The organism is Pedobacter steynii, from assembly GCF_001721645.1.
Taxonomy (GTDB): Bacteria; Bacteroidota; Bacteroidia; order Sphingobacteriales; family Sphingobacteriaceae; genus Pedobacter; species Pedobacter steynii_A.
Genome location: NZ_CP017141.1, coordinates 4,041,097 through 4,065,072 on the forward strand (window position 1 = coordinate 4,041,097; position 23,976 = coordinate 4,065,072).

Sequence of the window (23,976 nt, forward strand, 5' to 3'; positions counted from 1 at the left end):
GATTATCTGCCAGGATAAATGCTGGTCATATATAAGGCGTCTTTAGCCGAAATGGTGGTGTTATTGGCTGCAATCGTTACATTGTTTGTGGTAAACTGAGCCTGAACAGGGTAGTGCATGATCGAAGCCGAATCATAAGCAGTATAGTTCAATCCTGTTCTTGAAGATACCGCAAGAACGTTATAGTCTACCTGAGCTTTTGTCCAGTAATTTGGTGCGCCCATGTAGTAGTCATAAACAGCTTGGGTATTCCATGGAATATTGGCATCAGGATGTGACTGCTCATGATTTAAACCTAAAGCATGGCCAAATTCGTGGGTTACTGTTCTTCTGAACTCGGTATCGCTGGTATTGTTATTGAACCAGCCATAGTTCATAGAAACGGTTTTGTTTTTGGTATCGGTTCCAATGTAGGACCAGGAACCTCCGGCATCAAAAGCAACTTTAATATCTGCAGCTGCATTATCTGCAACAAACTGGAAGGTAAGGTTGGCATAAGTTTCCCAGCTTTTTGCATACTGCTGAACTTTAGATCTTACGTAAGTAGTTCCTCCGCTAAATCTAACCTTAATGATGCTTCCATTAGGCCATACTTTGTTGGCTGGTCCGTTGGATTCCGTACCAGGTAAGCCATTAGGAGCATCCACTCTCATCTCACAGGAAAATGGAGCGCTTGATTCAGTTTTTACTACCGGAGTTTCCTGCTGGATGTTGTCAGTGTTTTTTTTACAGCCTGCCATGATTAAAAGCGTAGCTGCAACGAACAATAGGTTTTTTGTAATTTTCATAAAATTGGTTTGTTTTTCGGTCGGTATTAAACCCAATATATGGTAATTTTCTTGATACATTTGCCAATTTGATATATTTTTTATGAACAATAAAAAATTTTGATGGATTCGGAAAGCCATATTCTTTTCGCTAATTTTAAGAATTCAAAGCCTATACGCTCCTGATCTATGTTTTTTTTAAAATCAACTGCTATTTTTCTGTTTCTATTGTGCTGTAGTTTTTTCGGAAGGGCACAACACTTAAAACCTGGCTTTGATAAAGCCGAGTATAGAGAGCTGATTTATTTGTCGTCCACCTCATTTGAGACACCACAAAAGGCTAAACTTATTCCTAAACCGTTTTAAAACCTATTGTAGTGTAGCCCCAAAGCCAGGAAACTTATACTTTGCCTATAGTTACGAATCGACAACTCAGGATGGCTGGGCGTATAATGTGATCAATGCGGCTGATTGGGTACCTCAAACCCCTTTTTCAGTGCAGATGCTGGATGACCTTCCGGAAGTAAGCCCTGGTCCTTTGATGGAGGGCTTAATCAAAAAGCAACCCTTCTTTAAGCGCATCATCCTCAATATGGTGTATAACAGCGTACGTAACCCTTCCCGAAAGGTAGTGAAGCGCTATCAGAAGCTATTGGGAAAGGAGATGGCAAAGAAAATAAAAACCTATTTGCCGGATTATAAGGCTCCTGATTATTATAACAGCAGTAATTATGTCCGGACAGGAACCTCAATCGTTTTGTATCCGAAGCCGGGTTATGGTCAGAAATTTCCAAATGAGGGCAAAGACATGATGCTTCATCATTCTTTTCCTCCATATCTATACCTCCTTAATCAGGAATAAACGCGAAATTGGCCTGCGCATCGCTGTGTTATTAAAATATTAATGGGCAATAAAATCGTCAGATTCGTTTTTTTTGGTAACTACTTTGTAGGGCTGCTTGCCGTGGCGCTTACGCTGGAAGCAACCCAGCAACTCAGACTACCCTATAATTCCCTGAATTATTACCTGTTGTTATTTCTGGCGCCTACGATCTATTATACTTATGCCTATCATCAGATTTCTGCCCGGCCTTCCCTGAATAATCCCCGGAGCCAGTGGTATTTTAAGCATAGGGTATTTATCAGCTGGAGTCAGGGAATTTTATTTAGTTTATGTATTGCCCTGGCTGTGAGATTGCTCTATATAAATTATAGTCATATTCTGAACCTCCCGCTAAGCTATTGGCTTGCGATCACTGTGATTGTACTGGCTGGTGGATTATATTACCGGCTGCTGCCCAGGTCTTTCCTGAACTTCGATCTACGGAATACGGGCTGGTTAAAGGCTTTTGTAATTGGCTTTGTCTGGGCTTGCTGTGCAAACATATTGCCACTGATTATGCTGAAAATAGAAACTGGAATCGGTTATCATGATCCGCTGCTGTGGACCTGGCTGTTCATCAAAAACTGGATGTTCTGTACGGTGAATGCCATTCTGTTTGACATCAAGGATTATCCTACAGATGCCAATAAACACCTCAAAACTTTTGTCGTAAGATTTGGCTTAAGGCGTACCATATTTTATATCCTGATTCCTTTGCTGATCATTGGCATGATATCCCTGTTTATATTTGCCAGGTATAAAGGTTTTGGCCCGATCCCGACAGCATTAAATATATTGCCTTTTATCCTGACCATTTATATTGCCTATTCCATGCGCCGGAGAAAGAACATCTTATATTACCTGATGGTGATTGACGGATTGATTTTGTTTAAAGCGATTTGTGGTATCATCGCAATGCAATTCATGCCGGTATGACCAATAATTATGACCATATCGCCAATTATTACGACCGACTGAGCCGTATGGTTTTCTTTAAATCTCAGGTAAATGCACAGATTGATCAATTGGGCTATATTCCGGAAAATAGCAGTGTTTTGATTGTAGGTGGGGGAACCGGATGGATTCTGGAAGAACTGGCGAAAGTCCGGCCGGCGGGATTACATATTGTTTATGTGGAGATATCCGCAAATATGATTGCCCTTTCCAGGGATAGAAATCCGGGGGCCAATGAGGTGGAATTTGTAAACAAGAGGATAGAAGACTTTTCTTCCTCAATGAGTTTTGATGTGATTTTAACGCCGTTTTTGTTTGATAATTTTTCAGCAGAAAGAGCAGTTGTTGTGTTTAAGCAGCTGGATCTTTTGTTGAAAGAAAATGGTTATTGGCTATTTGTAGACTTTAGTCTGAAAGGAGAAAGAGGGCGATGGTGGAAATCAGCCTTTCTGCAGCTGATGTATTCCTTTTTTAAGCTCATCAGAATTGTGGAAGCCTCGGAACTGACCGATATGGAACCGTATTTTAAAAATGCCGGTTATCAGGAAATTATAGGTAAAAGCTATTACGGAGGCTTTATTCAAGGCCAGGTCTACCGTAAAGGATAATAAATTCCCTAATTTTAGCGGAAATTAATCGCTGCCCAATTTATACTGTTATGAATAAACTTAATATGCTCGTATTATTCCTGTTGTTTGCAGGTTTGAATGTGCTTGCTCAAACTCCGGCGGACACTACCTATTACCTTAAAAATAAAGTTGGTTATGTCAGGAATAAAGACAGCGCAGATTATAAACGTGTGGTAACTGCACCAGGTCCCGGAAGTAACCTATATCAGATCAATGATTATTATATAGATGGAAAGAAGAAGAGCACAGCTCAGGGAAGGATGGATAAACGGATGATTTATGAGGGGCCTTACGTTTCTTATTATCAAAATGGTAATAAGCAGAAGGAGGGTACTTATGTTAATAACGAACTGGAAGGTGAAGTGAATACTTATTATCCGGATGGAAAACTATATGTCACTAAAATTTACAAAAAAGAGGGGACACCTGCCCTGAGATCTGAGTATATAAAAACGGTTAAGGATAGGAAAGGAAAGGTTCTCGTTGTAAATGGCAACGGTAAATACCATATATATGATGAGGATTTTAAGCAGATCACAGATGAAGGAAGTGTTAAGGATGGAGTATATGATGGGACCTGGACTGGAACAAATGATGAAGATCAGATCAGTTATTCTGAAATTTATGTTAAAGGAAAGTTGATTTCTGGAAAAAGTAAGGACGAAAAAGGGAACAGTTATGATTACACGGAATTAATAGTGTCTCCTGAATTTGTGGGCGGCACGGGGGCACTTTCTGTATTTCTTGGAAGAAATATCAAGTATCCCCGAAAATGTATGGAGGAGGGAATTGAGGGAACGGTTATCTTAACGTTTAAGGTACTTAAGACGGGGGCGCTCAGCGAGATCAGTGTCACCAGGGAAATTCATAAGGACCTGGCCAAAGAAGCTGTAAGGGTAGTTAAACTTAGTCCGCGATGGAAAACAGGCTATTACAGAGGTGTTCCAAGTAATATCCTTTGTAATCTTCCTGTGAAGTTTGTGCTGGGTAATTAGCCCTGGTACTCAGGTAGCAGTTCTTAATTACAAAAATGATAGTTATTTTTAAGGATGTCTGAAAATACGGATCGGTTTTATAATGGCCTGCCCGCCAATAGAATGGCGCTGGCCGACCTTTTGGTTAATGCAGAATTGTTTGCTGAGGTTCCGGCCGACTGGCATGTCATCATTACGGATATTAAACGATCTACTCAGGCTGTCTTCGATGGTCTTCATGAGACGGTCAACCTGATTGCCACAGGAAGTATTGTCATGGTATTGAATATGGCTTTCAGAGCAGGAATCACCATTCCTTTCTTTTTCGGAGGTGATGGAGCTACGTTTATTGTTCCACCTTCTATTGTAGATCAGGCGATGGGGGGCTTGATGTTGTATCAATCAAATACCTCAGAGAACTTTAATCTTGAATTGCGCGTTGGAACAGTTCCTGTACAACAGATTTATGAGAAAGGTCATGAATTGCATATCAGTAAACTCAGTCTTTCTGCGTCTTTCTCTATTCCGGTGGTATTGGGAAAAGGGTTGAGCTTTGCGGAGCAGCTGATCAAAGCAGAAGACTACCTTTTTGCAACAGCACTGAGTCCTGCGGAGGAACTCGACCTGACCGGAATGCAATGTCGTTGGGATAAGATTGACCCGCCCGAAAACAGCCAGGAGATTGTAACCTTGTTGGTGGTTGCCAGAGGAGGTATTGCCCCGGCTCAGATCTTTAGTCAGGTGATGCGCCAGATCGACGATATCTATGGGCCGCCGCAAAAGAGACAGCCAATTTCTGTAGCCAAACTAAAGTTAAAATCGAGCTTCGACCGGCTGGGGGTAGAAATGCGTGCCAGAATTGGAAAGATTCGTTTTTTTGAGTTGATGAAGAGCTGGTTGATCAACTTATACGGTTATATTTATTTTCATACCGAAAGCGGAAAAAACTACCTGAACAAGCTGGTCGAAATGTCAGACACACTGGTGATCGATGGAAGGATCAATACGGTGATGACCGGAAATGAAGCGCAACGCTTAGCCTTGATAAAGGTATTGGACCGGTTTGAAAGCTCAGGAGATATTTTATATGGAATTCACATTAGTGGTGATTCCGTGATGTCTTGTTATGTACGTGACCTTAAAGACGGGCATATTCATTTTGTAGACGGAGCGGAGGGAGGTTATACGCAGGCTGCACGTCAGCTGAAAGCAAAGAACCGGACAATAGCCTCCTGATGACTCTCCGCGTTGCCGGTATTTTTATCTCCGGATTTATCTCCGCTGTTTCCAAAATGGTAACTGATGCTCAGTTGTGCAAAGGCTTTCACATGGATTTTATAAAGTTTAGAGGCGTAGTATAATTGTCACTGCTGTTTCTTTAAAAAGGAGAAAGTTGTTGTATAAGACGAAAATTAACCGAAAAAACGTGTAATATTTTAGGGGTAAAAGGTGACGATACCAGTGGAGAGGTCGTACATCGCAGGAACAATTTTTATTTCGCCACTGTCTGCGAGTTGTCTGATGGCACTGCTCTGTTCCAATATCTGTTGCATAGAGCGGTATACATTTAGGACCGCTACTTTATTGACAAAAGAGGCATTCTCTCCGGTTCTGTCGGTGTATTCAGTCAGCTCCTGCGGGATGCTGATTTTTACCTCTCTCAGCAAACCAGAAAGGTTTTCTATCATCACATTGTTGCAGGCACTTTTAACCGCACCGCAACCCGTATGTCCCATAACTACAATCAGTTTTGCACCTGCGGCTAAAATGGTATATTCCAGGGAGCCTAGGATATGGGGGGAAACTACATTCCCCGCCACACGGATGTTAAAGATATCGCCTATACTCTGATCGAAGATCAGTTCCGCAGCAACCCGGGAATCCATGCAGCTCAATACTGCTGCAAAAGGTCTGGGTTCGTCTTTTGTTTCCTGTACGCGCTGCAAGAGGTCCCGGGGGGTACAATATCCTTTCTGGAATCGTTCATGCCCATCCTGAAGTAATTGCAAAGCCAGATCCGGTGTCATTCCCAGCAGCTGCTGCGGGTTTTGATCGATGAGGTGGAGGTGTTCGGTTAGCATAATCCTGTTCTGTTATTTACTGTTCGTTGGTTTTTCTTTTTCCTGCTGCATCATTTGCATGAGTTGCATGCCCATCAGGCCGCTCAGGCTTCCATCAGTACCGTTGCCGCCGCTTACGATCAGGTCAGGTATGATCTTAATCCTTCCTTTTCCAATTTCCTCTGTGATTTTGAACCTTGTAAAGTTGTCACCGCCCATTGCTTTTACCTGCAGGTCATAGGCATCGGCGGTAGATTTACCAATGGCCATGATTTTCTCGGCTTCGGCCAGACCTGTTTTTGCAATCTTCTCTGCATCGGCACTGGCATTAAGTCTTGTTGCTTCTGCCTGTGCTCCTGCACGGGCTTTTGTAGCCTCTGCCTCCGCACCTGCACGCATTTTAGTAGCAGTGGCTTCCGCGTCGACCTGTAGCTTAAGACTATTGGCATCACCTTCTGCCTTTTTTACCGTGGCATCTGCAGTACGCTGGGCGATTTCTACGTTTTGCTGTGCTTTCACAATTTCCTTTTGCATATCTGCAATGGCGGTTTCTTTTTCCATGCCCTGACGTTGTTCCTGTGCCATTCTTTGGATCTGATAGGTTTTTTGTTCCTCTTCGGCGATCTTACGGTCGGTCAGGGTTTTCATCAAAGATTCGGGCGGAAGAATATCGCCGATCAGGGTGTCTACGGCATTGACATTGTAATCGTCCAGTACTTCCTTAATGTGTTCTTTTGCAGATTGCTGTCTTTCTTTACGGGTAATGAGGAAACTGATCACATCGCTGTCCTGAGCCGAGTTTCGAAAATAGTTACCGATGGTAGGCTCCAGAACCTGACTAACCAGGTTGCTCATGCTGCCAAATCGGGCGATTACTTTAGGGGCTTCAGTAGCCGGGATATGGATGATCTGAGAAACATCGAGGTTAAAGGGAAATCCATCTCTGGAGCGGACGGTAATCGTACTCAGGTTTTTGTCTAACTGATGTGATTCATTCCTGGCATTCGCCCAGTTGAGCACCAGATTGGTTGTAGGAACCAGCTCTACCTTCATGATGTATTTGTTGAAGGGGTATTTGCCGGGGCCATAAGCTTCCATCCAGACACCACGCTGGCCTTTGCTCACGATGTTGCCATGTTTGAAGCTTTCCCCGCTGATGTCTTTGCCATCTTCTCCGATATAACTGATCACCACACCTACGAAACCTATAGGTACATCTGTCATCGGTATTTCTTCGATCTGGATTGCCCATGGATTGATGTTGTAACTACCCGCTAAAATGATGCTGGGTTGCAAACCACGGTTACCGCCATTCTTTAGAAAAGCATCGATATCCTGGAAATTGTTGTGACCGCTAACCTGCTTACCCGCAATTTGTCCGGTATCGATTGGAAGGCCGTCCAGTGTGGTGACAATGCCTACCATGTTTTCCCTGATACTTACCATATCGGCGATGGTTACCGTAAAAGCAAACAGGTTGATGCGGTAGGTTCCTGCGGTGATATAGGAGGTCTGACGACCTTTTTGTCCCTGGTTATTCAGGAACTTCTCAGTATCCTGAAAATTGTCGGAGTCGACCCTTCGGGCAAGGATGGCGCCAGTAGGTATTTCAGCACCATCGTTGGCGAGGATCAAGCCTATTTTTCCTTCGGGGATAATGGTGAAACCCTGCATGTTTACAGAATACTGCCAGGGCCACATGCCCCAGTAGAGGCCTGGTGCGAGTGCTCTTGCCTGAAAGCCTGCTTCGCCTTTAGTGGCGATGATACGGCCATCAGGCAGTTCTTTGTCCCTGCCAAAAAGAACAAATTTCTTTGTTACCAGTCCGATTTTGTTTTCGGGTACGATAACCATCCCCAGGAAAACACGTAAAATAAACTTGTAAAATAAAAGGGTGAACAGGATGGCGGATATCCACCAGTAGTTCAGAAAGATTTGATAATAGTCCATGGTTGTTGGTTTTAAGTTGAATCAAACTTCATAAAAGAGTAAAATATAAAAGTCTTACATCAGTATTATATTGTATTATTTTAATCTTATATTAGTATTATGAATAAAGAGGACTTGCTACACCTGGAGAAACTGATGAACTTTCTGGCCAGTAATTTTCTAAAGAAAAAGAGTTGGAAAGATGTTTCTAAATCTGAATGGACGTATATCGTAGAGGAATTAAATGGCTTGTTGCAGGAGCGCAACAGGAAGCAAAGGATCAAAAAAGAGAACAACTTATTTGGGGCAAATTACCTGTATGAGCATTTGATTATCAATAAGCTAAAAGCATATGAAAAGAAGAAAGACCTTAGCGGATCGAGCAAACCCAACCTCAGTAAACTGAGTCTTATTGTACAATTACTGGGTTATGATAATTACATCGATTTTATCAATTCACATAATGAGGTTTTCAATTTTAACGATTTAAAGATTGACATTCCTAAAGCAACAGTAAACCATAAATTGCTGGATGAACTGGTTGGTTTATGGTATTCTTTTAACCGGAACCTGCCTGATAATCCGGAAAAAATTAATGAGGAAAGGATCTGGCGTTCTTCCGTTGAAATTTATAAATCTGAATCTACGGGTGAATATTTTATTGAAAGGAGCGGGGGAGATAACCATAAGTATTACGGGAAAATCACTTCCTATGCGGATTACATTTTCATCATCATGAACAGCAACACCTTTATTCGTCAGCGGCACTTTATTTCCCGCCTGAAAGATATTGGAGAGAAGCTAAAACAACCTAATTACAGGATTGAGGAAATGCATTTCATCAGTACCTGTATTAGTTTTAATCAGGAGCCCATTGCCTTGTTTGAAATATTTCAAAAGGTCAATACCACAAAAAATTACGTAGCGGATTCAGTGAGTTTCCCAATAGAAAGCGCAGAACTTCCTGCGGGGGTTGTTGCTTACCTGAAGGATACGGAAGGAAACAGGATTAATTACAGGTAAGCGGAGGGCTGAACGGCAAATAAAAAAGGTGATGAGGTGATTTCCTCATCACCTTTCAGTGATATGTTTAAATATCAGTTCAGCGGTTAGTTGAAACGATATTTGATACCGAACTGCATTCTCCATCTTGCGGTCTCATCGATGCTGTTAGAGAAAGAATTCACCATTGGTGAAGCACTCGTAGAGTCCATATAAGGGAAAGAGAAGGTTGGTTTTTTAGTGTCCGGATCTATACCTTTATAGCTCAGTAATCCATTTGCCCTGTTCGCAAATTTAGGAACACCCCATGTTTTGTTGATCAGGTTTCCGAAGTTGAAAACATCAAATGTGATTTGCAAAGAATGTTTTTTGTTGCTGAAACTGGTAAATAAATCCTGTGCAATACGCAGGTCTAATGTACCCACCATATTCCCTACAAGTCCGTTTCTTTCGGCATATTTTCCCCTTCTTTTGTTTAAATAATTGTCCTGGTTAATGTAGCTGTCTAATTGCGACCAGATTTGATCAGGCGTACGCAAGTCTGGCGTTTTACCGGTGTTTTCAGGTACCAATAAAATTTCCGATTTGTTTCTCGGTATATAAATCAGGTCATTCCCTTTTAAGCCGTCATTGTTCAGGTCATTGGCATAAGTGTAGGAATATCTGAAACCATCCTGTAACTGATAGAACATAGAGATGGTTGTTCCCAGGTGGTTGATGTATTCCTTTCTGTAAACCAAAGAAGCGATAAAGCGGCTCTTAACCATATAAGTAGAATAAGACATGGCTTCGGAATTCGGATCTCCTGAAACCTGCCTGTCTCTCCACATGGATTGAGCAATCGTTCCACCGTCATTTACCGAACGGGAATCCGTATAAGTGTAGCCCGCAGTTGCGAAGAATCCTCCTTTGAACTCTTTGGAAAGTGTTCCCGTCAAGGAAAGGCTGTATCCTTTATCGGTATTGGTCATTACTATCGCTTCAGAAATGTTTGGCTTTGCCGGAGTTGGGGTATTGTCACCATAAATTCTGGAGCTTTTGTATACCGGACGGTTATCTGCGCCTACCAATGGAGATGAATCATTGGTATTCAGGTTCACGTTTCTGAAATAAACGGAATTGATGTCTTTTGAATATAAGGCTTCAATTGTTCCATTCAGGCCTCCCGGAAGTTTCTGATCTACCGCGAGGTTGGAGCGCCATACCTGCATAAACTTGAAATTCGGTTGAGTAACTGCAAGGCTGTAAGCGGTATTGTTCGCCGCAGTTGATTTGTTTACATTTCTATAGGCATCAACGTCTGGAGTAAAAGGGCGATTTGTTGGATTTGCGGTATTCTCTGATCCAAACTGAACCCCGTTATTGCTGGCTTGATTGGAGATCCAGACCAATGGAGGGCGGCCTGTAAATAGTCCGGTTCCACCACGTACCTGTGTTTTTCCTTCGTTATTTACATTCCAGTTAAATCCTAGTCTTGGGGACCATAGTATCGAGGCCTTTGGAAATCTGCTGACATCAATCTGCTCTCCATTGACAAAGCTTAGTTTTTCTACATTCTCGTTCCTTAAACCTGAAGAGGAAGAGATATCATTTAAATCAGCACGTAATCCGGCAGTCAGCTTAAACTGATCGCTGATGGTAAAAGCATCCTGTACATATAAACCATATGTGTTGGATTGTGTTTTGGCATAAGGAAAAGAACCGTCAGGAAGAACAGAATACTGGATGCTGTAATTCGTAGCATTGGATACCCCATTTTTTGCACTGTTATAAAAATCATCCAGGCTTTTAAAAGAATAGGCTCCATAATAATTCGGGGCGAAACCATTTAAGGTTCTGTATCCTTCGTAATTAATACCTACTGTGATTTCATGACGTCCGGCATAGATATTTAAGTTATCCGTTACCTGATATACTTTTGTTTTTAACGTATTGAAGGCTGTGAAGGGCTCATAACCGAAAGCGGTTGATGAAGTTCCGTCTGAGTTCATGATGTCTACAAGTGGGAATGGTTTACCACCTTTAGATTCTCTGAAATCGTTCATGTTGTTAAATCCAACGGTCAGCTGATTGGAAATCTTATTGCTGACACGAGTTCTGAATTCCAGGTTCAGGTTGTCCATATTGTTGTTGATCCCATAACCTGCAGACTGGAAGGGAAGTCCTTGTCTGGAAGGCTGACGGTTGTTTGCAGGAGCACCGCTGTTACTTGGCAAAATGTCTTTATAAGACCTGAAATAGAAGTACTTTAAGCTTAAAGTATTCTTATCGTCAATATTGTAATCTACCTTGGCTGATAATTTATCACTTCGGGTATTCAGGGCATAATTTTGATATGGACCAGGATTATAGCCCAATCCCTGCAGATAAGTGCTCAATGCCTCTAAGTCTTCCGCTTTGACCTGCGAAACATTCGGGCCGGTACTGCCCCCACGGGAAGCAACAAAACCGGTTCCCGGATCTGTACGTCTTTCCAGCTCTCCACTTAAGAAGAAGAACAATTTGTTTTTGATGATCGGACCTCCTAAAGTCAGTCCATATCCTTTCAGGTTAAAATTTGTTACCGGTGTTTTTAATCCTGCATAGTTATAATCACTCACCAGGTCCTGATTTCTATAATAGGTATTTAGGGTTCCCTGAAATTCATTGGTTCCACTTTTTGTTACCGCATTGATGGCTGCCCCTGTGAAACCACTTTGACGGATGTCGTATGGGGCGATGTTTACGTTGATCTCTTCAAATGCATCCATATTAATTGGCTGAGAACCGGTTTGACTACCAATTGTTCCCTGTAAACCAAAAGCATTGTTAAATAAGGCTCCATCCACAGTAAAGTTATTGCCTACATTACTTCTTCCGGCAAAACTAGGGCTTCCAAACTGAACTGAAAACTGAGGGGTAAGCTTTACGAAATCGGTAAAACTCCTGTTTAGAGTAGGTAAGTTCTGAATTGCTGTTCTGGAAATGTTTTGTGCAGCTCCGGTTCTGCCGGAGTTGAAGACTTTGCTTTGTGTTGCGGTAACCGTTACCTCCGACAGGTTATTGGCTTCTTCACTCAATTTAATGTTTAGCGTAGAATTCTGACCCAGTGCCAGTTTCTCTATACGGTCTGTATTGCTTTTATAACCAATAAAGGAAACTGTAATTGAATAAGGGCCGCCGATGCGCATAGCGGGAAGGTTATATCGTCCATCTGTTCTGGTAGAAGTAGCATATTTCGTACCTGACGGCTCGTGAATTGCAATCACAGATGCACCGGCAATAGGTCCTTGTGCATCTGCGACCACACCATTAATGGAAGCAGTAGTTTCGTTTTGTGCCCGGACCAGCTGTCCGCCAAGCATCAAAACGGCAGTAAACAGAAACAATAGTAGATTTCTTTTCATGAAGTTTTTTTCTGCAAAACTACTTCCTGAAATCAGTTTTTAAGGTAATTTGGTGTTAATTTATTATTAACATCCTCCCCTGTTGTGGGAAAATTAACCTTAAATTTAAGTCGTTTGCTGCTTTTAGTTGCGTTTTGATTCTTTCTTCTTTATAAACCGGTGGTTTCCGGTGGGTAACGATAAAAGACAGATTTTTGAAAGCTGTGGGTTCTGTTAGCTTTTGCAGTTCCTGAAGTTCTTTAAAAAAGAGCTTTGGGGTCAGGTGGCCAAAGAGTTGATTTTCGGGCTGCTCATTTGGAAAGGAGACTTCCAGGAATATGGCTTTTAACTGCCCTGCATTGATCAGCGGCGCGGCTTTTTGCCATAATTTCTTTAGCCGGTCTGATTTTTCGATCTCATCAGCACCGGTATCTCCCAGGTATAAAACATAGCTATCCTGGGCTTTCACTAAAAAAGCAGTGCTTTGATAAGGATTGCCATGGCTCAGGGTATAGGCCTGAACCGTCATTTCCGTTCCTTCCAGTACATGGGGGATATCTTCTTCAAGCGGGCTGTAAGTGTATTTTTTCAACTGAGGTTTTTCTCCTTCATTGGCAAAGTTTGCCCAGGCATCCCATGTAAAGTATTTATCCCGGATGATGTTCAAAACTTTTGGCATTGAATAGATATTTTTAGCGCTATCAGCCGGAGAATTGATAATCAGACCGGCGAGATGATCCAGATGAGCATGGGATATCAGGTAACCTTTTACCTGCTTTTTCAATACATCCTGAGTTGATCCTTTAAAAATTCCCTTTTGAATGGCTTTTTGAATCCCCGCATGAATGGTTCCTGCATCAAGAGAAATATAGTTGTTACTGTGCAGAGGAGCCAGAAGATAGGCCGAGAGGTTGCTTTCATCATCGCCACCTTTAACACCAAGGGGCACGATTTTGAAAGCGGTAGTTGATTGCTGTGACCAGGACGTAAATCCGCTGATCAACAGGAGGAACAAAATGAAAGGTGTTGTATATCGCATAATCAAGGATGTTAATGCCTCAAAGATACCTTTCAAAAGGATTTAAACTTCCGGTAGTCCTGAAGGAATTTTATGGTTTTAAACAAAGCGCTGTTTGTCAGGTCTTTTGATGCTACGGTATAGTGTAAAATTTTCGCGGAATTATGTAAATTGTTGTTAGAGAACTGATTTAACTTTGTATGTGATGAACAGAAACTCCGGCATACAGCGAAAGGCAGCCTTCTTACTGATCGTATTTCTTTTGAATACGGTGGTCGGTTTTGCCTGCTCAGTAGGTATGGAGATGGGGGCAGTTGAGCATCATCATCATTCCTCAAAAGCAGAAAAAGCAGCCGATGACTGCTGTACAGATAAAGTTCAAAAAATAGAGCGGACAGACAAACTGAGTCCTCCGGTTGTGGAATTCAGTAGTTATCAGCCATTTTATACCCTTATATTTCCTAATTACTTTCTTGTAGAAGCTTCAGTGTCTGCTCTGGAAATATCCCGTCCCAAACATCCGGACCGGGACTATCATCTCCCCATTTCTGATATCAGGATTGCCTTACAGAGTTTTCAGATTTGAGATGAAGTTTTAATCGTGTTCTCAGGCGAGCATCATGCTTAACCTATTAACTTTTAACTTCAAAATCAATCAAAATGAAACAGATATTTTTTATCGTTGCCTTTGTTGCAACCTTCTCTGTGCAAAATGGTTTTGCACAGGATCATCATAATGGATCCAAACCGGGTCAGTTACTGGATATATATTACGGAATAAAAGATGCCCTGGTGAAAGGCAACGCCGACCTGGTGAGGACCAAAGCGGAAGAGTTTTCAAAATCTGCTGTTACTGTACAGGATCTCCCCGATGCAGACCGTAAGGTGTTACTTAAAGATGCTGCTGCCTTGTCTTCTGCGAAGGATCTGAAAGAACAGCGGGAATACTTTGCCGACTTTTCCGAGCATATGTTTACGCTGGCTAAGTCCGTAAAGCTGAGTGGGGATCCGATTTATAAAATCTACTGTCCGATGAAAAAGGCAAACTGGCTGAGCAAAGAATCTGCCATCAAAAACCCTTATTACGGAAGCGCGATGCTGACCTGCGGAAAAGTAGCCGACACTTTAAAATAATCTTCAAAAATTAACTTATCTTAATCTAATAGAAATGAAAATATTCATCTTTAGTGCCCTGCTTTCTACTTTATTTCTTGCTGCATGCAGCAACAGCAGTTCTACGGCTAATCAAGAGGCCGCTACACAAGGCACCGATACCAATACCTCTGCAATTCAGGCAGAAAAGAAAGAAGCTGCTCCGGCAGATGGAATCATAAATGGCTATTTAAAGCTTAAAAATGCATTGGTTGCTGACGATGATAAAGCAGCAGCGGAGGCGGGAAAAGTCATGACCAAAGCCATGGCTGCATTTGATAAATCGGCTTTGAGCACCGAGCAGGTCAAAATCTATGCTGATATAGAAGATGGCGTCAAAGAACATGCGGAGCATATCGGGGATAATGTAGGTAATATCCACCATCAAAGAGAGCATTTTGAAAGCCTGAGTCAGGATATCTACGACCTGGCAAAAGCCATGGGAACTGGTCAGAAGTTATATTTTGATCATTGTCCAATGTATAACGATTCAAAAGGAGCGAACTGGCTTAGTGAAACAAAAGAAATCCGTAATCCATATTTAGGGAAGTCAATGCCCGATTGTGGGTCGGTAAAGGAAGAAATTAATTAAGGAATATTTATGAAAAGGACAAAGGTGGTGCTATTGACCTTATTCGCTTTATTTCTAATTATTCAGTTGATCAGGCCTGTCCGCAATGAAAGCGGGCAGGCTCCTGAAACTGATATGAGCAATATTTACCAGATGCCGGAAAGCGTCCGGGGCATTTTTAAAAAGGCTTGTTATGATTGCCATAGTGACCATACTGAATATCCATGGTATGCTGATGTTCAGCCCATGGGCTGGTGGCTGGCAGATCACATTAGAAAAGGAAAGGAAGAATTAAATTTTAACAGGTTTGGAACTTATTCCATCCGGAAGCAGAAAAGTAAACTAAAATCTATTGCAGGCAGTTTAGCAGACAACAGCATGCCTTTATCTTCCTATACCCTGATCCATAAGAATGCAAAGCTGTCTTTAGATGAAAAGAAGTTAGTGCTGGATTGGTTAACAAAAACAAGAGATAGCATTTCATTAAACAAATAGAATATGAAAACGATATTAATAATAGTACTGGTGTTTGGTTTTTCCCAGTTGGGTATTGCCCAGCATGAAGGGCATCAGATGCCTGCCAAACCAAAACAAAAGCCGGCGCAGGAGGTGAAAAAATGGATAGCCTCGGATAAGAACAGCCCATCAGTAAAAAGGCAACCGAAATCAGTGCGTTATGACCTGTATGTCAAAGACACGATAGTTAACTATTCCGGAAAAGAGAAAAAAGCGATTGCCATTAATGGCAGTATTCCGGGGCCTGTGCTGACTTTCACAGAAGGGGATACGGCGGTGGTGTATGTGCACAACCTCATGCACATGGAAACTTCGATCCACTGGCACGGTGTCTTTTTGCCTAACCGCTACGATGGGGTTCCCTATCTGACGCAAATGCCGATCAAACCTCATTCTACCTTTGTCTATAAATTCCCGGTCATTCAAAATGGTACGTATTGGTACCATAGTCATACCGAACTGCAGGAACAAAGCGGAATGTATGGGGCCCTGATCTTTAACAAGGTGAATGAACCCGATGTTCCGACTATTCCGGTTGTACTGAGCGATTGGACAGACATGAACCCCATGGAAGTAGAGCGGTTTTTACACAATGCCAACGATTGGTCTGCCATAAAGAAAGGAACAACCCAAAGTTATGTGGAAGCAATACAAAAAGGACATTTTAAAACTAAACTGACCAATGAGTGGAAGCGGATGAGCGCGATGGATGTGAGTGATGTTTATTATGAAAAGTTCCTGAGCAATGGGAAACCAGCGATTGATTACACACAGTTTAAGGCTGGGGATAAAGTCAGACTGAGGATGATTAACGGGGGCGCTTCTACTTATTTCTGGCTCAGCTATTCTGGTGGTAAGATTACAGTGGTAGGAAATGATGGTAATGATGTGGAACCTGTGGAAGTAGACCGGCTGATCATTTCTCCTTCTGAAACTTATGATGTGATCGTCACCATTCCACAAAATATGCAGTATGAGTTTTTATCGACCGCCGAAGACCGTATCAATTCTACCTCTATATGGTTGGGAAGCGGAATGAAAATGCCGGCAAAACCTTTAGGAAAACTGAAGTATTTTGAGGGGATGAAGATGATGAACGACATGATGAAGATGGATGGGAGTATGGCCCCGATGGAAGGAATGGAGATGAGTAACCAGCAAATGGACATGAACAATGTCATGTATCCGGAAATTACAGGCCATGATATGAAAGCCATGGGAAGCCAGGATGCTACCGATCTGGTTACACTGAATTATGGAATGCTGCGGGCCACGGAGAAAACCACTTTAAGGAAAGGGCCGGAGCGGTTGTTGAAATTTGAACTGACGGGAAATATGGATCGTTATGTCTGGACTTTGGATAATAAAACAGTTTCAGAATCAGACCGGATCCTGATCAAAAAAGGAGAAAACGTGAAAATTATCCTTTACAATAATTCGATGATGCGCCATCCTATGCATTTGCATGGCCACGATTTCCGGGTGTTAAACGGACAGGGAGAATATGCGCCATTGAAAAATGTACTCGACATCCTGCCGATGGAAACTGATACCCTGGAATTTGCCGCTACTGAAAGTGGAGACTGGTTCTTTCACTGCCATATTCTTTACCATATGATGAGTGGAATGGGAAGGGTATTCAGTTATGAAAACTCTCCTCCAAACCCTGAAATTCCGGATCCGAAATATGCACAAAGGATGTTGAACAGTGACGACCGCATGTTTCATCTGATGGGAATGGCGGGACTCGAAAGTAACGGAAGTGACGGACAATTTATGCTGGCGAATACGCGCTACCGTCTTTCTACCGAATGGCGGCTTGGGTTCAAAGCACATCATGGTATGGAAAGTGAGACTTATTTCGGCAAGTATCTGGGGAAAACACAGTGGTTGTTTCCTTTTATAGGATTTGATTATCATTATAATCCGGTTAGAGATGAAAGAGAAAGGAATCTGTTGGGGCAGTTGAGCAATCAGAAAAACAGAAAGGCGCTTACTGCGGGTATCCAATACACCTTGCCTATGCTCATTGTTGCGGAAGCGAGAGTAGATAGTAAGGGGAAACTGCGCTTTCAGTTAAAGAGGGAAGATGTGCCCATCACCAACAGGCTAAGATTTAATTTCTCGGCCAATACAGATAAGGAATATATGACCGGTTTCCGTTATATCGTTACGAAGTATTTCTCTTTGTCTACCCATTATGATAGTGATATGGGCTATGGGGGAGGAATCACATTAAGTTATTAAGTATGCTTTTTTATTTTTAAGTTTAAAACCCCGGTGAATCCCGTTTTTGGGTGTTGACGAAAATAAAGAGTGTATGAGAATTTCCCGAAATGACCCGTTTGATTTGGATCTGTTTATCAGAGGTTTAGGCGTGTTGCTGACACAGATGCATTCTGATCTTTATGAATATACCTACTTCCTGACGTTTAAGAGATCTATGAAATCCTATGCTAAAGATTTCAATGATCCATGGGAACAAAGCATCGAACATCTGGATTTCTTCGAAAAAATTGAAGATCCCTTTGTCCAAAACTGCCTTGAAGCCCAGGTGAAACTGATCCATTGTAAAGAAGAATTGACTTTGAGGTTTGGAATTGATGAAGTGGAAGATCTGGAAGATCCCTCAATTGCGATACAGGCATTGCGTTTCAGGCCTTATATGCTGGTATTTAAGCGGTCCAAAAGCTATAAAAAGCTAAAACTCTATTATGAACGGTCGCTGTCCGAATTTATCGAGAGCCTGTATTTCTATGCCTGTGCGATAACTGCTGAAAGTTATAAAATCCCTTTGGTGCTGAAAAAGAGGTTCAGCCTTCCTGATGAAGAGAGCTTCAGACTGCTAAACCAGGATGACCATACGGTGGAGTTACTGAGCAGCCTGATTATAGGTTTAAAGAAAGACCTGAACGACCTGAGGTTGTTAATGAAGAAATAAAGCCTTGTGCAAAAAGCGAATAAATCCTATCTTACGATGCCGGTTTCGTAAGATAGTAAAGCAAGGGTAAGGTGAGGAGACTGGTTAACCTAATCATTCGAATCAAATGCATCAGAAATTTCTCTTATTGGGGCTTAGCAGCCTGTTAACATTCGGGTCGGCAAACACCTTGTTTGCAGCAGACCATTTCCCTTCCAGCCGCATTCAGCGGGACGTAACTGCAAAAGATTTAATCGGCCGCTGGGATATTACCATGGACGAAGATGGAAAACCGGTACCTTCCTGGCTGGAGGTTAAACTTTCAGGCCACCGCACACTGGTGGGCTATTTCGTAGGCGTATCCGGAAGCGCACGTCCGATCGCAAAAGTAAATTTTGACAATGGGAAGTTCAGCTTCACTATTCCGCCACAATGGGAAGGAGGGGATCAGGACTTCGTGATTGAAGGAGAAGTATCCGGTTCGGAAATTCATGGAACGCTGGTTAGCAGTGAGGGGAAAAAATACACCTGGAAAGGGGTAAAAGCACCTGCTTTAAAAAGAACAGTAACCGCATGGGCTAAGCCTGTTGAGCTGTTCAATGGAAAAAACCTTTCCGGCTGGAAAGCTTTGGGTAAGAACCAATGGCTGGTGAAGAATGGCGTATTGACCAGTCCTCAATCCGGAGCTAACCTCATTTCAGAGCAAAAGTTTAAGGATTTTAAATTACATGTAGAATTCAGGTATAAAAAAGGGAGTAACAGTGGCGTGTACCTAAGAGGCCGCTATGAGGTTCAGATTGAAGACAGTCCGAAAGATGAGCATCCTTCCAGCGTATTGTTTAGCGGAGTTTACGGGTTTCTACCTCCATCCGAAATTGCTGCCCTGGGCCCGGATAAATGGCAGAGTTACGATATTACTCTTATTGGAAGAAAGATAACAGTAGTGGCGAACGGAAAAACAGTGATCAGTAATCAGGAGATTCCCGGGATAACCGGTGGTGCACTGGACAGCAATGAAGGGGAGTCCGGACCAATCTACATTCAGGGAGACCACGGGCCGATTGAATTCAGAAAAATCAGGATTACTCCGGCAAAATAGAATTTAGAAAGGGAGTTCTATATGATTGAAATAAAGAATTTTGATAATATAGCCGATTTGCAGATACCAAGACGTATTCTGAAATACGTCCTGGTATTCTGTACTTCCGGTACGGCGACCATAGTGGTGGATGAAAATGAATTTGAACTCAGTTCAAATACCGTAATTACCATTACCTCCGGACAGATTCATTATTTCAAAAGTGTAGCAGGGGCAAAAGGAATCATTCTGGAATTTACTTACGATTTCTTTATTAAGGATGATAATGATATGGAGCTCATTTTTCACAATGGCTTGTTTTGTCATTTTGCGATGAATGAAGCCATCAAAGTAGAGCATGGAAAAATGATTGCAGAAGAGCTGAACCAGATAGAAAGAGAGCTTCTGACCAGTCCGTATCAATACCTGATTTCCATTCACAGCAGAATTGAGCTGATCCTCATTGAGATCAACCGTACGAAGATTAACCGTGGCGATGAGATCTATAAGCCTGATGCCTTGTTTCTACGGTTTTTGGAAGCCGTATTGGGTAGTTTTAAGGATAACCTTTCTGTAGCGGATATGGCTGCGTTTCTGGGGACCACGGAATCTAAATTAAACGAACTTTCGAAATTGCATACCAGTAAGACTGCGCAGAATGTGATCTTCGGATTGATGATTTCCGAAGCAAAAAGGCTTTTTACCTATGAAAAGTTATCTGTTAAAGAGGTTGCTTATTCTCTGGGTTTCAATGATCCTTTTTATTTCTCTAATTTCTTTAAAAAGCATACGCGGGTTTCACCAAAATCTTATAAAGAGCAGGTGTTGAACTAATATTATATGCTTTTCCCAGGATTCTCTATTCTTTAGGGGAGGGATCCGTTGCACCTTTATCTTTCAATCAACAGCAACAAAAAATGAGAAGATATCAGGATACCGCAACGTTATTATTACGACTCGCACTGGCAATGGGGTTTTTATCAGCAGTAAGCAGCCGGCTAGGATTATTGGGCCGCCATTCTTCAGGCTGGGAAAACTTCCTGGTTTACGTGGGGAAGGTCAATTCTTTTGCGCCCGAGGGTTCGGCTTTAATCTTTGCCATTGCAAGTACCATTTTTGAAAGTCTGTTTGCGATACTGTTACTGATCGGATATCAAACGAGATGGGTTTCGGTTGGCGCCGCGGCTTTAACCCTTGCATTTGCCTTGGCTATGACCTATTCTTTTGGCCTCAAAGACCCTCTGGATTATTCTGTGTTTGCCTTTAGTGCCGGGGCATTTTTGCTTTCTACGGTATCCGGATATTATTGGAGCATTGACGAATTGATCTTGACACGATCCCTGAAGAAGTCGTAATTTTAAAATAAAAACAACAAAAATCCTCTCTATGAATTCTAAAATCTGCGGGGCCTGTGGTACGGAGTTTTCATCCGGCAGCAGCATTTTACACCTTCCTTTTCTTTCTCCTAAGGGTGTAGTCCTCTGCGGGGATACTTTTTACATTTCGCCCAGCAAAAAGCATATGGCGGCCATGTACAGTTATCCCAACAGAATCCCCTTGGCTATCAAAGAGACCAGGCGGATTAAGGACCTGATGATGGACCTCGAATTTGATACCATGCATGGGTTTTATGCGGACCAAAATGTCTATCTGGATGCAAAAGTAATTTTGGAAGACTCTATGAACCGGTACATCTGATTTATATCGTTTTGGCAGAGAAATTGAACTTGCCTTCGAATAATTTCCCAATTAGCGGAACGGGCCTTTCTACTTCGTTTAAAGCGGTGATGACTCCGAACAGCAGCAGAATTAAAGGGATAAACAAAGCCACATAAAAAACGATTGCCAAGGCGGGAATGAGGGATAAAATGATGCCTCCAAGGATGCTAATGAGCAGGTAAGAGAGGAATATTCCCAACGCCTGCCCTAAATGATAGTTAACCAGTTTACTTTGTTCCGTCGATTTTTTGTATTCCAGGTAAGCAACGATCCAGCCGATGATGGTGATGTAGGCCAGGACGGCCATAGTTTTATTTTTCATGTTTGTGATGAGATTAATGTTGGGTTACAGAAACAAAATTAGCTCCTGTCTTTGCCCCCTGCAAGCAATGTCTGGCTACGTTATGACTACTATATCGAATCGGAACGACTACAATGTATCTACCGAAAAACCTTAAGTTGTTTTTATTCAGCTGTTTATGTTGATTAATGATTTCTTAAAGCGTTTCTTTTTTCTATTTTTGGTTTATGCAACTACCTGTCAGATCCCTATTCCTGCTAGGTGCCTTCCTGTTGATTTTCTCGATAAAATCGGAAGCACAAAAGATCTATATAGATTCATTGACGAGTTTATTACGACACAAAAGTCTTTCAAATGAAGACCGGACTGTGGTTTTGTGTAAGTTGGCAAAGGCAAATTTCGAGCAGGACCTTCCCCAATCCTTTAAGCTGGCAAAGCAGGCCCTTCAGGTGGCGGAAGGTAGTCCGGACGGACGAGGGAAAGCGATGGTTTTTGCTACGCTGGTACACCTTTATGTGCGTAAAAAGGACATGAAAAAAGCCTACGAAAGTCTGGATAGTGCAAGGTACTATGCAGGGCACACTAAAGATCCGGTTTCCAATGGCTTTGTTGCGCTCAGAGATGGCTGGCTGGATCTGATCAATGATGAAAATGATAAGGCTATAGCCAAGCTCCTGAAGGCACTTAACTTTTTTAACGGACAACATGCCGAGGAATATGAGAGTCTGGTTTATCATTACCTGGCCAGTTTATATGGTTATGGCAATGATCCGGATAAACAGCGGAAGTATGCCCTCTTATCGTATAGTACCGCCCAAAAGAGTAAGCAGGTTGAGTCATTGAATACCGCATATTTTACCCTGGGTCAGAGCTATTATGACCGTTTTAAACTGGATACCGGAAGGCGTGTTTTACTGGATTCTGCTTTTGCCTGTTATAAAAAAGCGTTGAATCTTTCCACAAAGCAGACAGGGCGTCTGTTGGTGCATAGTAATACTGCTGCCATCGCATTAAATACGGCCAACAGTTATTTCAAACATTATCCAAGTACTTATCGGGACAGTGCAGAGAAGTACATTGACATTGCAATTGATATTGCAACCAGGACAAACCTTCATGAGGTGTTATTGAATTGTTATGGGATGCGTAGTGAATATGCAATGCGGGAAGGAAAATACGATGCCGCTGAACAGATGCTGTTAACAGGTTTGAGTAAGGTTAAAGATGAGGTGATCAAAATGCCGGTTACCAAGGCCAGGATGTTTCTGGCGCTCTCCAGCATTGCGGAGAAAAGAGGGGATCCTGCTGCTGCGCTCAACTACCTGAAAAAGAATGTAGAGTTTACCAAAGAAGCCTTTGATGAAGAGAAAATCAACAGCATCCAAAGGATAGATGCGCAATATCAATCCGAAAAAAGAGAACAAAAAATAGCTTATTTACAACAAGAAGCCGCATTTAATAAAAAGAGAAATGTCCTTTATATGGTGTTGGGCGCAACTGGTCTTGTGGTCTTGCTTTTATTGCTCAGTTCTTATAATTACAAACTGAAGGCTTCGGTTCGGAAGCAGAAGCTGGTAGATCAGGAGAAAAAGGAGGCTGAATTAAGGGCACAGCTTAAAGAAGCAGAGGCGATTCAGTTACAGACTGAACAGGACTTGTTAAAGGAACGACAGGAGCGCCTGGAAAAAGAGCTGCTTGCAGGGACCTTACAAATTGAAGAAAAGAATGAATTGTTGGGATTATTGTCCGGGAAAGTGAGTACTGAGAGTCACCTCTCCCTTGATGAACAGATTAAGCGGATTATTAACCAACAGAAAAAGATGGATAAGGACTTTGAAGATCACAAAACGGATTTTTTTGAAACCAATACTGTTTTTTTTGAACGCCTGCAGCAGAAAGCAGATCATGCTCTTACCCGTCTTGACCTGAAATACTGCTCTTATATTTTAATGGGCATGTCTAACAAAGAAATATCGATACGTCTGGGGATTGAACCCAAGAGTATCCGAATGGCCCGTTATCGTATAAAACAGAAATTCGGATTGGAGAAAGAGGAAAGCCTGGATAATTTTATCCGGATGCAGGAATAGAAAGGGCGGGCATTTTGACAATGGAATGATTTATGATACATACAAAAG

Annotated in this window: 24 protein-coding genes; 17 read left to right on the forward strand and 7 right to left on the reverse strand. The window is 42.2% G+C overall.

Annotated features, from left to right (window positions below):
• Positions 1 to 2: 2 nt before the first annotated feature.
• A complete protein-coding gene (locus BFS30_RS16905) occupies positions 3 to 788 on the reverse strand; it encodes a M12 family metallopeptidase (RefSeq protein ID WP_069382487.1) in 786 nt (261 codons plus the stop codon).
• Positions 789 to 1,089: 301 nt separating this feature from the next.
• Between BFS30_RS16905 and BFS30_RS16910 the strand changes: the two genes are divergently transcribed.
• From BFS30_RS16910 to BFS30_RS16930, 5 genes are read left to right on the forward strand one after another with little or no spacing between them, the layout of a single operon-like run.
• Entirely contained in the window at positions 1,090 to 1,629 is a 540-nt protein-coding gene (locus BFS30_RS16910; protein WP_069380370.1) for a hypothetical protein, read from the forward strand.
• Between the two features lie 42 nt (positions 1,630 to 1,671).
• Positions 1,672 to 2,586, forward strand: coding sequence for a UbiA family prenyltransferase (locus tag BFS30_RS16915; protein WP_069380371.1), 915 nt, complete (start codon positions 1,672 to 1,674; stop codon positions 2,584 to 2,586).
• The gene (locus tag BFS30_RS16920; protein WP_069380372.1) at positions 2,583 to 3,212 is read left to right on the forward strand and encodes a class I SAM-dependent methyltransferase; all 630 of its coding nucleotides are present in this window, start codon (positions 2,583 to 2,585) and stop codon (positions 3,210 to 3,212) included. Before BFS30_RS16915 ends, BFS30_RS16920 begins: the two co-directional genes overlap by 4 nt.
• Positions 3,213 to 3,262: 50 nt before the next feature.
• Positions 3,263 to 4,228: an energy transducer TonB gene (locus BFS30_RS16925; RefSeq protein ID WP_069380373.1), complete on the forward strand. Its 966-nt coding sequence runs from the start codon at positions 3,263 to 3,265 to the stop codon at positions 4,226 to 4,228.
• A 54-nt stretch (positions 4,229 to 4,282) separates the two neighbouring features.
• The gene (locus BFS30_RS16930; protein ID WP_069380374.1) at positions 4,283 to 5,443 is read left to right on the forward strand and encodes a DUF3095 family protein; all 1,161 of its coding nucleotides are present in this window, start codon (positions 4,283 to 4,285) and stop codon (positions 5,441 to 5,443) included.
• Here the strand turns inward: BFS30_RS16930 and BFS30_RS28125 are convergent.
• The 3 genes from BFS30_RS28125 to BFS30_RS16940 form a co-directional block, all read right to left on the reverse strand.
• A complete protein-coding gene (locus BFS30_RS28125; RefSeq protein WP_257785582.1) occupies positions 5,407 to 5,535 on the reverse strand; it encodes a hypothetical protein in 129 nt (42 codons plus the stop codon). The two genes, BFS30_RS16930 and BFS30_RS28125, sit on opposite strands and share 37 nt — an antisense overlap.
• 108 nt (positions 5,536 to 5,643) lie before the next feature.
• Entirely contained in the window at positions 5,644 to 6,288 is a 645-nt protein-coding gene (locus tag BFS30_RS16935; protein WP_069380375.1) for a carbonic anhydrase, read from the reverse strand.
• A gap of 12 nt (positions 6,289 to 6,300) precedes the next feature.
• Complete coding sequence (locus BFS30_RS16940) at positions 6,301 to 8,217, reverse strand: SPFH domain-containing protein (protein WP_069380376.1); 1,917 nt, start codon at positions 8,215 to 8,217, stop codon at positions 6,301 to 6,303.
• 99 nt (positions 8,218 to 8,316) lie between these two features.
• Between BFS30_RS16940 and BFS30_RS16945 the strand changes: the two genes are divergently transcribed.
• Complete coding sequence (locus BFS30_RS16945) at positions 8,317 to 9,219, forward strand: hypothetical protein (protein ID WP_069380377.1); 903 nt, start codon at positions 8,317 to 8,319, stop codon at positions 9,217 to 9,219.
• Between the two features lie 86 nt (positions 9,220 to 9,305).
• Here BFS30_RS16945 and BFS30_RS16950 read toward each other — a convergent pair whose 3' ends face one another.
• Both BFS30_RS16950 and BFS30_RS16955 read right to left on the reverse strand, forming a co-directional pair.
• The gene (locus tag BFS30_RS16950; RefSeq protein WP_069380378.1) at positions 9,306 to 12,584 is read right to left on the reverse strand and encodes a TonB-dependent receptor; all 3,279 of its coding nucleotides are present in this window, start codon (positions 12,582 to 12,584) and stop codon (positions 9,306 to 9,308) included.
• A gap of 55 nt (positions 12,585 to 12,639) precedes the next feature.
• On the reverse strand, positions 12,640 to 13,602 hold the full coding sequence (locus BFS30_RS16955) for an MBL fold metallo-hydrolase (RefSeq protein ID WP_069380379.1): 963 nt from the start codon (positions 13,600 to 13,602) through the stop codon (positions 12,640 to 12,642).
• A gap of 184 nt (positions 13,603 to 13,786) precedes the next feature.
• On the opposite strand from BFS30_RS16955, the gene BFS30_RS16960 reads away from it, so the two are divergent.
• The 10 genes from BFS30_RS16960 (at position 13,787) to BFS30_RS17005 (ending at position 21,516) form a co-directional block, all read left to right on the forward strand.
• Positions 13,787 to 14,167, forward strand: coding sequence for a hypothetical protein (locus BFS30_RS16960; protein ID WP_069380380.1), 381 nt, complete (start codon positions 13,787 to 13,789; stop codon positions 14,165 to 14,167).
• 74 nt (positions 14,168 to 14,241) lie between these two features.
• Positions 14,242 to 14,715, forward strand: a complete 474-nt coding sequence (locus BFS30_RS16965) for a DUF3347 domain-containing protein (RefSeq protein ID WP_069380381.1) — start codon at positions 14,242 to 14,244, stop codon at positions 14,713 to 14,715.
• A gap of 34 nt (positions 14,716 to 14,749) precedes the next feature.
• The gene (locus BFS30_RS16970; protein WP_069380382.1) at positions 14,750 to 15,325 is read left to right on the forward strand and encodes a DUF3347 domain-containing protein; all 576 of its coding nucleotides are present in this window, start codon (positions 14,750 to 14,752) and stop codon (positions 15,323 to 15,325) included.
• A 9-nt stretch (positions 15,326 to 15,334) separates the two neighbouring features.
• Complete coding sequence (locus BFS30_RS16975; RefSeq protein ID WP_069380383.1) at positions 15,335 to 15,799, forward strand: heme-binding domain-containing protein; 465 nt, start codon at positions 15,335 to 15,337, stop codon at positions 15,797 to 15,799.
• 3 nt (positions 15,800 to 15,802) lie between these two features.
• Positions 15,803 to 18,067, forward strand: coding sequence for a multicopper oxidase domain-containing protein (locus tag BFS30_RS16980; protein ID WP_083252089.1), 2,265 nt, complete (start codon positions 15,803 to 15,805; stop codon positions 18,065 to 18,067).
• Between the two features lie 73 nt (positions 18,068 to 18,140).
• A complete protein-coding gene (locus tag BFS30_RS16985; protein ID WP_069380384.1) occupies positions 18,141 to 18,761 on the forward strand; it encodes a hypothetical protein in 621 nt (206 codons plus the stop codon).
• A 106-nt stretch (positions 18,762 to 18,867) separates the two neighbouring features.
• Positions 18,868 to 19,839, forward strand: a complete 972-nt coding sequence (locus BFS30_RS16990; protein ID WP_069380385.1) for a 3-keto-disaccharide hydrolase — start codon at positions 18,868 to 18,870, stop codon at positions 19,837 to 19,839.
• 21 nt (positions 19,840 to 19,860) lie between these two features.
• Positions 19,861 to 20,652: a helix-turn-helix domain-containing protein gene (locus BFS30_RS16995; RefSeq protein ID WP_069380386.1), complete on the forward strand. Its 792-nt coding sequence runs from the start codon at positions 19,861 to 19,863 to the stop codon at positions 20,650 to 20,652.
• Positions 20,653 to 20,735: 83 nt separating this feature from the next.
• Positions 20,736 to 21,173 carry a TQO small subunit DoxD gene (locus BFS30_RS17000; protein WP_069380387.1) on the forward strand — a complete coding sequence of 146 codons (438 nt, stop codon included), beginning with the start codon at positions 20,736 to 20,738 and terminating at the stop codon, positions 21,171 to 21,173.
• Positions 21,174 to 21,204: 31 nt separating this feature from the next.
• Positions 21,205 to 21,516, forward strand: a complete 312-nt coding sequence (locus BFS30_RS17005) for a hypothetical protein (protein ID WP_069380388.1) — start codon at positions 21,205 to 21,207, stop codon at positions 21,514 to 21,516.
• A 1-nt stretch (position 21,517) separates the two neighbouring features.
• Here the strand turns inward: BFS30_RS17005 and BFS30_RS17010 are convergent, their stop codons facing one another.
• A complete protein-coding gene (locus BFS30_RS17010; protein WP_069380389.1) occupies positions 21,518 to 21,859 on the reverse strand; it encodes an import component protein in 342 nt (113 codons plus the stop codon).
• Between the two features lie 206 nt (positions 21,860 to 22,065).
• Here BFS30_RS17010 and BFS30_RS17015 point away from each other — a divergent pair, with 206 nt between their 5' ends.
• On the forward strand, positions 22,066 to 23,928 hold the full coding sequence (locus BFS30_RS17015; RefSeq protein ID WP_069380390.1) for a helix-turn-helix transcriptional regulator: 1,863 nt from the start codon (positions 22,066 to 22,068) through the stop codon (positions 23,926 to 23,928).
• Positions 23,929 to 23,976 lie beyond the last annotated feature (48 nt).